The sequence below is a fragment of the Synechococcus sp. J7-Johnson genome, from assembly GCF_024345795.1.
Taxonomy (GTDB): domain Bacteria; phylum Cyanobacteriota; class Cyanobacteriia; order PCC-6307; family Cyanobiaceae; genus Regnicoccus_A.
Genome location: NZ_JAGQBU010000013.1, coordinates 23,909 through 36,393 on the forward strand (window position 1 = coordinate 23,909; position 12,485 = coordinate 36,393).

At 67.6% G+C, this 12,485-nt stretch carries 12 protein-coding genes, 1 tRNA gene and 1 riboswitch; of the genes, 7 read left to right on the plus strand and 6 right to left on the minus strand.

Features of this window, described 5'->3' with window-relative positions:
• Nucleotides 1-17 precede the first annotated feature (17 nt).
• A tRNA-Leu gene (locus KBY93_RS08340) sits at nt 18-99 on the plus strand.
• Nucleotides 100-107: 8 nt separating this feature from the next.
• On the opposite strand, the gene KBY93_RS08345 is transcribed toward KBY93_RS08340, so the two are convergent.
• Nucleotides 108-716: a HupE/UreJ family protein gene (locus tag KBY93_RS08345; RefSeq protein ID WP_255093841.1), complete on the minus strand. Its 609-nt coding sequence runs from the start codon at nt 714-716 to the stop codon at nt 108-110.
• A 23-nt stretch (nt 717-739) separates the two neighbouring features.
• A riboswitch (cobalamin riboswitch) is annotated at nt 740-914 on the minus strand.
• A gap of 127 nt (nt 915-1,041) precedes the next feature.
• On the opposite strand from KBY93_RS08345, the gene KBY93_RS08350 reads away from it, so the two are divergent.
• Nucleotides 1,042-1,221, plus strand: coding sequence for a hypothetical protein (locus KBY93_RS08350; RefSeq protein WP_255093842.1), 180 nt, complete (start codon nt 1,042-1,044; stop codon nt 1,219-1,221).
• Here the strand turns inward: KBY93_RS08350 and KBY93_RS08355 are convergent.
• The 4 genes from KBY93_RS08355 to KBY93_RS08370 form a co-directional block, all read right to left on the minus strand.
• Nucleotides 1,149-2,297 carry an alanine/ornithine racemase family PLP-dependent enzyme gene (locus KBY93_RS08355; RefSeq protein ID WP_255093843.1) on the minus strand — a complete coding sequence of 383 codons (1,149 nt, stop codon included), beginning with the start codon at nt 2,295-2,297 and terminating at the stop codon, nt 1,149-1,151. The genes KBY93_RS08350 and KBY93_RS08355 overlap by 73 nt on opposite strands.
• Nucleotides 2,294-3,415 carry a DUF1611 domain-containing protein gene (locus tag KBY93_RS08360; RefSeq protein WP_255093844.1) on the minus strand — a complete coding sequence of 374 codons (1,122 nt, stop codon included), beginning with the start codon at nt 3,413-3,415 and terminating at the stop codon, nt 2,294-2,296. The genes KBY93_RS08355 and KBY93_RS08360 overlap by 4 nt, the downstream gene beginning before the upstream one ends.
• Before the next feature lie 148 nt (nt 3,416-3,563).
• Nucleotides 3,564-4,217: a ParB-like protein gene (locus KBY93_RS08365; protein ID WP_255093845.1), complete on the minus strand. Its 654-nt coding sequence runs from the start codon at nt 4,215-4,217 to the stop codon at nt 3,564-3,566.
• Nucleotides 4,218-4,224: 7 nt separating this feature from the next.
• Nucleotides 4,225-4,476: a Nif11-like leader peptide family natural product precursor gene (locus KBY93_RS08370; RefSeq protein ID WP_255093846.1), complete on the minus strand. Its 252-nt coding sequence runs from the start codon at nt 4,474-4,476 to the stop codon at nt 4,225-4,227.
• A 258-nt stretch (nt 4,477-4,734) separates the two neighbouring features.
• Between KBY93_RS08370 and pstS the strand changes: the two genes are divergently transcribed.
• The 5 genes from pstS (at nt 4,735) to KBY93_RS08395 (ending at nt 11,387) form a co-directional block, all read left to right on the plus strand.
• Nucleotides 4,735-5,742: a phosphate ABC transporter substrate-binding protein PstS gene (pstS, locus tag KBY93_RS08375; protein WP_255093847.1), complete on the plus strand. Its 1,008-nt coding sequence runs from the start codon at nt 4,735-4,737 to the stop codon at nt 5,740-5,742.
• A 160-nt stretch (nt 5,743-5,902) separates the two neighbouring features.
• Nucleotides 5,903-6,538, plus strand: a complete 636-nt coding sequence (locus KBY93_RS08380; RefSeq protein WP_094555303.1) for a Crp/Fnr family transcriptional regulator — start codon at nt 5,903-5,905, stop codon at nt 6,536-6,538.
• Between the two features lie 71 nt (nt 6,539-6,609).
• Nucleotides 6,610-7,314 carry a response regulator transcription factor gene (locus tag KBY93_RS08385; protein WP_255093848.1) on the plus strand — a complete coding sequence of 235 codons (705 nt, stop codon included), beginning with the start codon at nt 6,610-6,612 and terminating at the stop codon, nt 7,312-7,314.
• A gap of 10 nt (nt 7,315-7,324) precedes the next feature.
• Nucleotides 7,325-8,455, plus strand: coding sequence for a cell wall metabolism sensor histidine kinase WalK (locus KBY93_RS08390; RefSeq protein WP_255093849.1), 1,131 nt, complete (start codon nt 7,325-7,327; stop codon nt 8,453-8,455).
• 118 nt (nt 8,456-8,573) lie between these two features.
• Nucleotides 8,574-11,387, plus strand: coding sequence for a bifunctional acetate--CoA ligase family protein/GNAT family N-acetyltransferase (locus KBY93_RS08395; protein ID WP_255093850.1), 2,814 nt, complete (start codon nt 8,574-8,576; stop codon nt 11,385-11,387).
• On the opposite strand, the gene KBY93_RS08400 is transcribed toward KBY93_RS08395, so the two are convergent.
• The gene (locus tag KBY93_RS08400; RefSeq protein ID WP_255093851.1) at nt 11,354-12,373 is read right to left on the minus strand and encodes a histone deacetylase; all 1,020 of its coding nucleotides are present in this window, start codon (nt 12,371-12,373) and stop codon (nt 11,354-11,356) included. The two genes, KBY93_RS08395 and KBY93_RS08400, sit on opposite strands and share 34 nt — an antisense overlap.
• Nucleotides 12,374-12,485 lie beyond the last annotated feature (112 nt).

Genomic DNA, 12,485 nt, shown 5'->3' on the forward strand with positions numbered 1-12,485 from the left:
CTATACAGTCAGGTCACGCCCACCTGGCGGAATTGGTAGACGCGCTGGTTTTAGGTACCAGTGGCTTCGGTCGTGGGGGTTCAAGTCCCCCGGTGGGCATCGCTGAATCAGCGCAGCAGCAGGGCCAGTGGAGCGAAGGCCACCAGGCCTCCGCCGATCGCCAGGCCCTGTGCCAGCCGGGTGGTGACGCTGCGAGGCAGACGGCGCAGCACCAACAGGGTGGTGCCGCTCACGAGCACTGAGCCGGCGAGGGCCCCCAGCCACCAGGAGAGGGAGGTTTGATCGCTTGGGGCTTCCAGACCGTGGAGCATGGCGTGCACCGCCACGGCGGCGGCCACCAGGCCTCCCCAGAGGCTGAGTCGCGAGCCGGAGCCCTTGGTCTCGGCCCACAGGATTGAGCCGGCCACGGCGGTGATGGCCAGGGCCGCGAGCAGTTCACCGAAGGGCAGGCTGCCGCCCATCGCTCCGAACACTCCACCGGCGACGGCGCCCGCCAGGGCCCAGACCAGCAGGGTCGAAGAGATGGCGGCGGAGGCGGCGCCAACGCCGATCAACAGCAGCAGGTGGTCGAGGCCTGCGAGGGGATGAAGGAAGCCTGAGCCGATGCCTCCATGGGCGAGGCCATGGGCCTGGGCAGGCTGGCCAGCCAGGGCGAAGGCCACAGCGGCCAGGCCGGTGTAGAGGGCCAGGGTGCTGCTGCTGGGGAATCTGCTCATTGAGGGGTAACGGTCCGCGCCGGGGGGTGGGGTACTGAGACGGCGAGCGTTCTGGCTGAGGGGCGCCTCCGCAGAGGAGCTCCATCACAGCTGCGGGACAGCGCCGGATTCAACAGGGCCGGCAGGGCCCCATCACACCGGACTTTCCTCCTTGCCTCCAGGGAGTGAACCACTGGAACCGTCCCCGACATTCTGGACCTTTCCGGCGGACCTGGCCGCCCATCGTCTGATCAGCTCCGCCAGGCGGGCCGCTCGTGTCCGCTGGCACTGACCATGGCCATGCAGCACACAGTCGTGATCGCTGCCGCTGCCTAGCTTTCGCGCCATGGACATATCTTCGATTCCTGCTGCAGGCGCCGCGGCCGAGCCGATCCGGCTTCGTCCCATCGGGGTGTGCATCGATGAGCCCTGGGCGTCGGGGCAACGCAAGCGCTATCTGGCCAGCCTCGACCCTGGCCTGCTGCTGGTGGCTCCCACCACCGTGGGCACGGAGCACGACACCTGACGGTCTTCGGCCATCGTCTCGATCAGGCTGCGGGCCACGAAGGGTGAGGTCATGGCCCGCAGCAGGGCGCTGTAGTTGAGGTCGAAGCCGAGTTCCGTTCCCACCGCCACGGCAACGGAGCCGGTGTCGAGCACCAGATGGTCACTGCTCGCCCCCAGAAGGGTCATGCCAGCCGGGAGCGTCAGGCCTGCGGCATCCACATCCTGAAGGCCAAGGGCCAGCAGGACACGCCACCGCTCGCCCCGATCCAGCCGTGCTGGCGGGGCGCCGAAGGCACCCTGCTGGCAGCGGCCCCAGGGCAGGGTGGGCTTGCGGTTGGATTCGATCACCTCGGCCACCAGTCGGAAGGCATCGGTGCGCAGACCCGGGATCGGCCGCCGCTGGAGCGGCTCGCGGCCCAGCAGGATCGCCTCCCCCAGGCGGAGATTGTTGATCCTCTCCAGTGTTCCCCCGGCGAACAACCAGGGGAGATTGGCGGAGTTTCCACCTGACACCAACGGCAGCACGATGCCGAAGGCGGTTTCCAGCCCCGTGGCCAGGCTGGAGAGCTGGGCCATCGACTCCGTGGACGGAACCACGCCGTTCTGGCAGGCAAGGTTGGCACCGATCCCGATCAGGTCCAGTCCGGGCAGCCGCAGCAGACCGGCGGCGATTCCCTCCAGCCGCTCGGGCATGATCCCTTCGCGCAGATCCCCCAGTTCCACCATCAGCACCACGCTGTGGCGATGGTTCTGGGCGATCGCCGCCGCTGAGAGCAGAGCCAGCACCGCCGGCTCGGTGTTCAGGCTGATGTCGGCATTGGCCACCACCTCGGCCACCTGGCTCGGCATGGGCGAGCGGATCAGGGTCAGCGGCAGGTTCAGGCCGCTGCGCCGCAGGGCCGTCAACGTTTCGATGCGCGGTTCGCCGATCCCGCTGACGCCAGCGTCAGCCAGCACCGTGGCGATGCGTGCCGAGCCGAGGGTCGCCTTGGTCACCGCCGTGATCGAGACACCCCGGGCCGCCAGACGCTCCACCAGGCTGCGGGCGTTGTGGGCAATGCGATCGAGGCGGATCTCCAGCCTTGGCGCCGTCAAAGGGCGGCGGCGGCGGCCTCCGGTGTCAGTTCAGGGAAGGCCCGCATCACCATGTCCAGCAAGCGCTGGGGGGAGCGGGTCAGCGCATCGGTGACCGGGATGCCCAGCTCGATCTCGTAAAGCGCGATCGCAGCCGTCACTTCGGCCTCGGTCATGCCCTCATGGTTGAGGCACAGGCCGATCACCCGCGTCAGGGGCGAGAAGGTTTCGATCAGCCGGATCTCGCTGGCTGGCGTCGGCATGGCGATCTGGGGGAAGTCGCTGAGCCGCGACCGCATCGGGGCGTGCTGCAGGATCACGGCCTGGGGTTGGGAGCCCCGCAGGATCGAGGCCGAACTGAGATAGGCGGGATGGCTGAGGGCTCCCTGCCCTTCGATCACGATCACATCGGGTCGCTCCGCCTGGTAGGCCTCCATCAGGGCGGCTTCCACTTCACCGGAGCAGAACTGGCAGGGAATGGCATCAAGGGCGATGCCGTGCCGGGCTCCCTGCATCAGTCCCGTCTGACCCGTACCCACCATCACCGATTTGATGCCGCGCTGGTTCAGGGCCCGGTTGAGGATCACGGCCGTGGTGCGCTTGCCGATCGCGCCATCGGTGCCGAGCACGGCGATGCGTCGACAGGGCAGCGTGGCGCTACCTCCGCTGAACATGTGCAGATCCCGCTGGTCCGGCGGACGACGCACGTCCACGATCGCCACGTTCCGCGCCGCCGCAGCCGCTGCGAATTCCGGGTCGTCGCCGAGGAATTCATGCAGGCCGTTGATCAGATGCAGCCCGGCGTCGATCGCTTCCAGCAGGACGACCCGCTCCACGGGGGTGAGCCTGCCGCTGGCGGGAGCCACACCGACGATTAGAAGGTCGGCCCGGGCGCCGTTGCTCTCCATCGCCTCGGCCAGATCGGTCTGGATCGGGATGCCATTGGCCACTCCATCCAGCACGGTGCCGGCATCCCGGCCGGCAAGCCGGCTGTCGATCACCGAGAGGATGCGGAATCGCTCCGAGTGACGCACCAGACCGTTTGCGGTCTTGCCGTCGATCCGACCGAAATTGCCCTCGCAATAAACAATTGCCGAGGGAATCGACGGTAGACCATATCCATCGGGAAGCTTCAGCATCCGGGTGCACTCCTTGGTTCAAGCTCAGAGGAGGCGACCGAATGGTCCGCTCGGACCGAATCGAAGCGGGGATACCAGAGGTCCCCACTAAGTGGGAATAACAGAATCCATACTAGGGGAGGCATGGCCGGGCCTGTGCCGTGGCCTGTCAGCCCTTCCAGCCCGCCAGCCCCCGGGCCGCCCGTGAGCGGGCAAGGGCGCGGGCGGCCGGCAGAGCCGGCTCCAGCCGCAATGAGCTGAATGGCGGCAGGCTGCGGCTGCGCAGCCAGGCGCCCCAGCGAAACTCGTGGAAGGGGATCAGCGGCGCCGGCGCGATCACTCTCTCCTGCTTGAGCTTCCAGACCAGGCTGCGGTAGGGGTCATCCTCCAGGCCGAGCAAAGTGCGGGGCAGACGTTGGGGTGGATGGGGCCCCTGGCCGCGGCCGTCTTGGAGGTAGAGCCAGCCGCGGTCAAGGAGTTCGGCCAGAGCCTGTTCCCGTTCGCGGCTCTCGAGCTGGAGTGCCACATAGCCGAAGGCGGTGGCAGCAGCGTCGAGCTCCAGCAGCGCGCGCAGACGGTGGTGGCGATCCACCATCCACAGGGCACCATCGCCGCTGCGCACCAGGGGCACAGGTTTGCCGCTGAGGTAACGCTTGCGCTGGTTCGAGCTTTCCTCGGCGAAATCGGTCTGACGCTGACGGATCTCGGCCAGCCCCACGCAGAGCTGGGTGGGTTGGAGCTCCGCCACGGCCACCTGCAGCAGTCTTCCGGGGGAGTCCGGCGGCGGCGGCAGGGGTTCGAAGGGGGGCAGGCGCAACACCATCGGACGCTCAGCGCAGCTTGTCGCGTTGGAGGAAGACCCGGATCAGCTTCTCGTCCATCAGCCCCGGTCGCGCCCGGGGCGCCTCCTGGCAGCGCTCGAACAGCTCCAGCAGGGTGGCGGCTGACACTCGGTAGCCATGGCCTGCGGCCAGCTCCTCCACCTGCTCGGCTGTCTCGATCAGGTTGAGGGCTTCCCGTAACCCGGGTTCTGCCTCGATCCTGGCCAGGAAGGCGAAGACGTCCTCGATGTCCTGGCTCATGGCTGCGCAGTTGTAGGTTTCGGCTCCAGTCTCCGCCCTGGCGCCCCCGGCTGCGCCCCGCAACGGCGATTGCCAGTTGGACGGCGAGGCCGTGATGGGATCGGGATGTTCTGGACTTGGCTCTGGCGAACAGGTGGTAAAACCATGCTCAGGTCCACAGTCAATTTTATCGATCCTTGATGACACGTTAATCTAATGATAACGCAAGCAGACTGATTGAATTGCTATTAATAAGTTGCTCCCCAATTGGCCGTCCTGATGACCTTCGCGAAGAAGGCCTTGATTTTCTCTGCTGTCACGGCTGCAGGTGCCGGACTGGCAATTCCGGTCATTGCTCAATCCAGCACCATCAGTGGAGCCGGAGCTACCTTTCCCGCGCCGGCTTATCAACGCTGGGCCGTTGAATTCGCCAAGGCAACCAAGAAACAGGTGAACTATCAGTCGGTGGGATCCGGCGCCGGTGTGCGCCAGTTCCATGCCGGCACCGTCGACTTCGGTGCCACTGATGAGGAGCTTCAGGAAAAAAAGGGTGAATGGACCGCTGGTGCGGCCGGCAAGCGTGGCGCCCTGCAGATCCCGGTGATCGGTGGCACCGTCACGCCCGCCTACAACAAGCCGGATTGCAAGAACCTCAAGCTCACCCAGCGCCAGGTGGCCGACATCTTTCTCGGCAAGATCAAGACCTGGGATCAGCTGAAGTGCGGCAAGGGTCCGATCACGGTGGCCCACCGCTCCGATGGTTCCGGCACCACCTATGTGTTCACCAACTCGCTCTCCTGCTTCTCACCGGAGTGGAAGTCGAAGGTGGGCACTGCCAAGTCCGTCAAGTGGCCCGTGGGCGTGGGCGGCAAGGGCAATGAGGGTGTTGCCGGTTTGATTCAGAACACACCGGGCTCTATCGGTTACGTGAACCAAGCCTTTGTGAAAGGCAAGATCAAGGCGGCTGCTGTACAGAACAAGGCCGGCAAGTTCGTGATGGCCAACGATGTCACGGGTGCGGCGGCTCTGAACAGCATCAAGCTTGATTCCCGCCTGGGCGGAGAGGATTGCAACCCCGCCGGTGCCAACAGCTTCCCGATTGCGTCGTTCACCTGGATCCTTGCCTACAGGACCGGTAATGGCGCCAAGGCCGACACCATCAAGCAGTTCCTGAACTGGGGGCTGTCTGCCAAGGGTCAGGCCATCGCCAAGCAGCTCGATTACGTACCGCTCACCGGCTCCGTGCTCACGCGCGCCCGGGCTGAGGTGGCCAAGATCGGCAAGTGATCCGCACGCGTTTCGTGCACCCCTGAGGGGGTGAGCATCGGGGGCTTCGGCCCCCTTTTTTGCTGCAGACCTTAGCCAGGGGTTAACCGCCCCCTTATCCATTCTTTGCTGGCTTGTCGGTCATCGTCCATACGCTCGGTGGTGTCACCGGAGATTGGCCATGGTTACGACTCCTTTCCGCGATGCCGGCCGCAGCGACGCCATCCGTGAGGTGTTGGAAACCAGCTACCGGCAGCGCCAACTTCTGCATATCGGCGCGGGCAGCGCCGTTCCTCTGCTCAAGAACACCATCTGGCTGGTGGTGCGAGGCATGGTCAAGCTGGAGGCCGTCACCATCCACGGCGATCCGCTGCTGCTAGGCCTGGCCGGCCCCAATGAGCCCTTCGGTGAGCCGCTCACCAACGTGCAGGCCTATGAGGCCTGCACCCTCACCGATTCCGATCTGCTCTGTCTCACCTGTGCGGAGATCGAGCAGGCCCCCCATCTGGCCATGGCCGTGATGCAGGCCGTGATCAGTCGTCATCGCCAGGCGGAAACCCTGCTCTCCCTGCTGGGTCTGCGCCGGGTGGAAGAGCGGGTGCGCGGCTTCCTGGAACTGCTGGCTCAGGACTACGGCCAGGCCTGTGAGGAAGGCCTGCGGCTCAATCTGCGTCTCACCCATCAGGAACTGGCCAGCGCCCTCTCCACCACCCGGGTCACGGTCACACGGGTGATCGGTCTGCTGCGTGACGAGGGCTGGCTCAAGATCGATGCCCAGCGCCATCTGGTGATCAGCCACCTGCCCCGGCGCCATTGATTGCCCGTGCTTCCTCCCATGCCTGGATGGCCTAAATTTTGAACGATCAGTTAGTGGGCTCGGACGATCCCATGCCCCGTCTGCTCATCGTCGATGACGACGACGGCATCCGCACCACCCTGGAAGAGGCTCTGGCTCAGGAAGGTTTTGATGTGGCTTGTGCGGCCGATGGCCGTCAGGCCATCCGCCAGTTCGATGCGTCCCAGCGCCAGGGAGCCACGGGTTTCGATCTTGTGCTGCTGGATCTGATGCTGCCTGGGGTAGGGGGGCTGGATGTCTGCCGCCACCTGCGCCGCCATGATTCCCACATCCCGATCCTGATGGTGAGTGCCCGGGACACGGAAACGGACCGTGTGCTGGGACTGGAGCTCGGTGCGGACGATTACCTGGTGAAGCCCTTCGGGCTGCGTGAACTGGTGGCCCGCTGCCGCGCCCTGCTGCGCCGCAGCCAGCAGACGATCGAGCGCTTCCCTGTCGGTGAGGTCGTTCATCACCGGGATCTGACTCTCTACCCCGATGAGTTCCGCGTCACCCGTGACGGTGAGACGGTGAACCTCTCCCCCAAGGAATACCGGCTGGTGGAGTTCTTCATGCAGAACCCTGGCCGTGTCTGGAGCCGCAACCAGTTGATCGATCAGATCTGGGGTACCGACTATGTGGTCGATACCAAGACCGTGGATGTGCACATCCGCTGGCTGCGCGAGAAGCTTGAGACCAATCCCTCCGCTCCCGAGCACATCCTCACAGTGAGAGGCTTCGGCTACCGCTTCGGTTGAGCCCCTGGCCATGACGCTGCTGCTGGCCCTTGGCCTTGGTGTGCTGCTCGGCTGGGTCCTGGCCCGTGGCCGGCGCAGGCATCAGCAGCTTGCGGCTGCCGAGGCCAGTGGCCAGCAGCTCCTGCCGGGGCTGGGGCGGTTGCAACTGCTGGCCTGGTTGGAAGGAGCGCCCCAGGGCTGGTTGGTGATCGACGGGGAGCAGCGAATCCAGGCGATCAATCCCCGGGCCGAGCGCTTGCTGCAACTGCCCGTTGACCGACTGGTGCGAGGCCAGCCCGTGCGTGAGGTGATTCAGCAGCCGGACCTGGAGGAGGCGATTCTGGCCGTGGGCCGCCGGGGTCGTCCCCAGCGCCTGGAGTGGTGGCAAGGCAATGAACCGCTCGAGGGGGTGCTGCTGGCGGGGGGAGAGGGTTGGGTGGCGCTCTGGATCAACAGCCGGCGTTCACTGGAATCCCAGCTCAATCAGCAGAGCCGCTGGGTCAGTGACGTGGCCCATGAGCTCAAGACTCCGCTGACCGCCCTGATGCTGGTGGGGGACAGCCTGGCCGCCCAGGCCACCAACTCGAACGTGGTGCTGATCGAACGTCTGCAGCGGGAGTTGCAGCGGCTGCAGAGCCTCGTGGGCGACCTGCTCGAACTCTCCCGCCTGGAGAACAGCCTGCCGCGGGATGACCGGCGCTATGAGGTGCTGGATCTCGGCGAGCTGGTGGAGGCCGCCTGGGGCAGCCTGCGCCCCCTGGCCGATCAGCGCGGCATCAGCCTGTCCTTTCCTGAACGTCTGCCGTGCCCCCTCTGGGGAGATCCGTCCCGGTTGCACCGAGCTCTGCTCAATCTGCTCGACAATGCCCTGCGCTACAGCCCCGATGGAGCGGCTGTGGAGGTGAGCGTGGAGGAGAGCGGCCAGTGGTGGGAGCTGACGGTGCGGGATCACGGTTCTGGCTTCAGCGACGAGGACCTCGCCCACATGTTCGAGCGCTTCTACCGGGGCGATCCCTCCCGGGTGCGAAGCCGCCGCGCCGGCAGTGGCCTGGGGCTGGCGATCGTGCAGCAGATCGCCCTCACCCACGCCGGCCGGGTGCAGGGACGTAACCATCCAGGAGGTGGTGGGGTGCTGGAGCTGGTGTTGCCGAAGGGGGTATGAAGCCGGTCCCCGCGGTTCACCCGGGAGGTGGTCACGACTCTGATGGGTGGGATGCGATACAGGCCCCCCGGGCGCCCAGCGGTTGGATGGAAGCACCGCCACACCACCACCGCCTGCCATGACCGACGCGGAGGGCTACCGCCAGGTGCCCGGTCAGGGAGGCGGCAGTGATCCCACTCACGACATCCTGCGCTGCGAGCGGCAACCGTTGCGGGCCCTGTTCCGTCCCGGTTGCGTAGCGGTGATCGGGGCCAGCGAACGGCCCGGCAGCGTTGGTCGCACCCTGCTCTGGAACCTCATCCGCTCTCCCTTCGGCGGCACCGTGTACCCGGTGAACCCCGGGCGACACAGCGTGCTGGGGGTGCGCTGCTGCGCCACGGTGGCGGAGGTGCCCGAGCCGGTCGATCTGGCCCTGATCGCCACCCCGGCGGCCAGCGTGCCCCAGCGGCTGGCGGAGTGCGCGGCGGCCGGGGTGAAGGCCGCGATCGTGATCTCCGCCGGCTTCCGGGAGGTGGGCCCCGAGGGGCTGGCGCTGGAGTCCCAGCTGCGCGAAATCCTGCGGGGCTCCGGCATGCGGCTGCTTGGCCCCAACTGTCTGGGGCTGATGAATCCCCGCCTGGGTCTCAACGCCAGCTTCGCTGCCGGCATGGCGGCGCCGGGGCATGTGGGCTTCCTCAGCCAGTCGGGGGCCGTCTGCACTGCGGTGCTCGACTGGAGCCATCAGCAGGGGGTGGGCTTCAGCGCCTTCGTGTCGATCGGCTCGATGCTGGATGTGGGCTGGGGGGATCTGATCACCTACCTGGGCGACGATCCCGCCACCCGCAGCATCGTTATTTACATGGAGGCGATCGGCGATGCCCGCGCCTTCCTCTCGGCGGCGCGGGAGGTGGCGCTCACCAAGCCGATCGTGCTGATCAAGGGCGGCCGCACTGCCGAGGCGGCGCGGGCGGCGGCCTCCCACACCGGTGCTCTGGCCGGCAGCGATGCGGTGCTGGAGGCGGCGCTGCGGCGTTGCGGCGTGCTGCGGGTGGATCGCCTCTCCGACCTGTTCGATCTGGCCGATGTGCTGGCCAAACAGCCGCGGCGACCCGCCGGTCCGCGGCTGGCGATCGTCACCAACGCCGGCGGCCCCGGTGTGCTCGCCACCGACGCCCTGGTGCTCAATGGCGGCCAGCTGGCGGAACTCTCAAGCGAGAGCCTGGCCGCCCTCGATGCCGTGTTGCCGCCCCAGTGGAGCCACGCCAATCCCATCGACATCCTTGGCGACGCCGATCCGGAGCGCTATGGGCGCGCCATCGAGATCGCCCTCGCCGATCCCGGCAGCGATGGCCTGCTGGTGATCCTCACGCCCCAGGCGATGACCGATCCCACCACCACCGCCCAGCGCCTGCGGGAGCTGGCCGAACGCAGCGGCAAACCCCTGCTCGCCAGCTGGATGGGCGGCGATGAGGTGGCTGCCGGCGTGGCGATCCTCAATGCCGCCGGCATCGCCACCAACCCCTACCCCGATGCCGCGGCGCGGCTGTTCAACTCGCTCTGGCGCTTCAGTTACACCCTGCGCGGGCTCTACGAGACCCCCGCTCTGCTGCCGGAGAGCGACGGCGCCGACCATGCCGGCGGCCGACGGGTGCTGGAGCAGGCCCAGGCCGAGGGGCGCGCGCTGCTCAGCGAGCAGGAGGCCAAGCAGGTGCTGGCCAGCTACGGCATCCCGGTGGTCGACACCCGCCTGGCCCGCAGCGTCGCCGAGGCCCGCTTTGCCGCCGAGGCGATCGGCTATCCGGTGGTGCTCAAGCTCAACAGCCCCACGATCACCCACAAGAGCGACGTGGGTGGGGTGTGGCTGGATCTGGCCTGCGCCGAGGCGGTGGAGCAGGCCTTCACCTCCATGGCGGAGTCGATTCCTGAGCGCTTCGGGGCCCAGGCCTTCGACGGGGTGACGGTGCAGCCGATGCTGCGGCGGCAGGGGGGGCTGGAGCTGATCGTGGGCAGCAGCATCGATCCCCAGTTCGGGCCGGTGATCCTGTTCGGCAGCGGCGGCACCCTGGTGGAGGTGTTCCGCGACAGCGCCGTGGGCCTGCCGCCCCTGAACACCACCCTGGCGCGGAGGTTGATGGAGCAGACCCGCGTGTACGGCGCCCTGCAGGGTGTGCGCGGCGCCCCCCCTGCCGATCTGGAGGAGCTGGAGCGGCTGCTGGTGCGGCTCAGCCAGCTGGTGCTGGAGCAGCCCGCCATCCGTGAGATCGACATCAATCCGCTGCTGGTGCGGCCTGGCGATCGCTCCTGGCCCCTGGTGGCCCTCGATGCCCGCATCCTCATCCAGCCGGTGGCCGGAGCCACCTGCCACCTGCCGCGACCGGCGATCCGGCCCTATCCCAGCCAGTACGTGCGTCCCTGGCGGCTGCGGGACGGCACGCCGGTGACGATCCGGCCCATCCGCCCCGAGGATGAGCCCCTGCTGGTTGCCTTCCACCGCAACCTCTCTGAACAAAGCGTGTACACCCGCTACTTCCACATGACCTCGCTGAACCACCGCATCGCCCACGAGCGGCTGGTGCGCATCTGCTTCAGCGACTACGAGCGCGAACTGGCACTGGTGGTGGACCGGCGCGACCCGGACAGCGGCGAACACCGGATCCTGGCGGTGGGCCGCCTCAGCCGGGTGCATGAGCGCAACGACGCCGAGTTCACGCTGCTGATCGGCGACGCCCACCAGCACCAGGGGCTGGGCACCGCCCTGCTGGGCCAGCTGCTGCGGTGTGGCCGCCACGAGGGCATCGACCGGGTGACGGCGGAGATCCTGCCCGGGAATGGCGCCATGCAGAAGGTGTGTCGCAAGCTCGGCTTCCAGCTGCGCTCCGGCGACGAGGTGATGGAGGCCTGGATCGATCTGGCCACCGCTCACGTGGAGGCCGCCAGCAGGGCCTCCACGTGAGCGGCGGCGCCGCCCGCCAGCCCCTTCAGGCCATAGCCCCCCTCCAGCACCGACACCAGCCGGCCGCCGGCATGCTCGGCGGCGATGGCCAGACAGAGCTGGGTGAGGGCGGTGTAGTCGGCGTCCTCGAGCAGGAAGTGGCCCAGGGGATCGTCGCGGTGGCCGTCGAAGCCGGCTGACACCAGCACCAGCTGGGGCCGGAAGCGAGCGACCACCGGCGCCAGGGCGGCGTCGAGGGCAGTGAGTAAGGCCTTGCCGTCGCTGTAGGCCGGCAGGGGGCAGTTGAGCGTGAAGCCCAGCCCAGCCCCCTCGCCGCGCTCTTCGGCGGCACCACTGCCGGGGTAGTTGCCCCACTCGTGCACGCTGGTGTAGAGCACGCTCGGATCATTCCAGAACATCGCCTGGGTGCCGTTGCCGTGGTGCAGGTCCCAGTCGATGATCAGCACCCGCTCAAGGCCGTGCACCGCCTGGGCATGGCGGGCGGCCAGGGCCACGTTGTTGAAGATGCAGAAGCCCATCCCCCGATCGGCTTCGGCGTGGTGCCCGGGTGGCCGCACCAGCGCGAAGGCATGGTTCACCCGCCCGGCCAGCACCGCATCCACCGCCGCCAGGGTGCCGCCGGCCGCCAGCCGGGCCACGTCTTCGGAGTGCTCGCCGATGGTGGTGTCGCCGGTGGAGAGCTGGGCGGCCCCGTAGGCCACCTCACGGCGCACCGTCTGCAGGTAGCTGGCGGTGTGGCAGCGAAGCAGCTCCCGGTCCACTGCCGGTCGGGCCTGGATCAACCGGCAGCGCTGGATCAGGCCGCGGCGCTGCAGCTCGGCCTCGATCGCCTCCAGCCGCTGCGGGCTCTCGGGGTGGCCCAGGCCCGTGTCGTGCAGGCGGAAGGCTGGATCGATCACCAGGCCGATCAGCTGCTTCTGGTTCTGTTCCAGCTCACTGGCCAGCTCGGCAGAGAGCGGCAATTCGCTGGCGGAGCGCACTGCCATCGAGCGGCACAGAGCTGCTTTCAGGATGACAGCCCCGCAGCGCAGCAGCGGTTCGGCAGCCTGGAGTGGGGCCTGCAGAGCCGGCAGACAGGATCAATGCGATCTTGTCCGC

Coding starts and splice junctions, on each gene's coding strand:
- KBY93_RS08345 (WP_255093841.1), bottom strand. CDS start 716: ATGAGCAGATTCCCCAGCAGCAGCACCCTGGCCCTCTACACCGGCCTG.
- KBY93_RS08350 (WP_255093842.1), top strand. CDS start 1,042: ATGGACATATCTTCGATTCCTGCTGCAGGCGCCGCGGCCGAGCCGATC.
- KBY93_RS08360 (WP_255093844.1), bottom strand. CDS start 3,415: ATGCTGAAGCTTCCCGATGGATATGGTCTACCGTCGATTCCCTCGGCA.
- KBY93_RS08365 (WP_255093845.1), bottom strand. CDS start 4,217: ATGGTGTTGCGCCTGCCCCCCTTCGAACCCCTGCCGCCGCCGCCGGAC.
- KBY93_RS08370 (WP_255093846.1), bottom strand. CDS start 4,476: ATGAGCCAGGACATCGAGGACGTCTTCGCCTTCCTGGCCAGGATCGAG.
- pstS (WP_255093847.1), top strand. CDS start 4,735: ATGACCTTCGCGAAGAAGGCCTTGATTTTCTCTGCTGTCACGGCTGCA.
- KBY93_RS08380 (WP_094555303.1), top strand. CDS start 5,903: ATGGTTACGACTCCTTTCCGCGATGCCGGCCGCAGCGACGCCATCCGT.
- KBY93_RS08385 (WP_255093848.1), top strand. CDS start 6,610: ATGCCCCGTCTGCTCATCGTCGATGACGACGACGGCATCCGCACCACC.
- KBY93_RS08390 (WP_255093849.1), top strand. CDS start 7,325: ATGACGCTGCTGCTGGCCCTTGGCCTTGGTGTGCTGCTCGGCTGGGTC.
- KBY93_RS08395 (WP_255093850.1), top strand. CDS start 8,574: ATGACCGACGCGGAGGGCTACCGCCAGGTGCCCGGTCAGGGAGGCGGC.
- KBY93_RS08400 (WP_255093851.1), bottom strand. CDS start 12,373: ATGGCAGTGCGCTCCGCCAGCGAATTGCCGCTCTCTGCCGAGCTGGCC.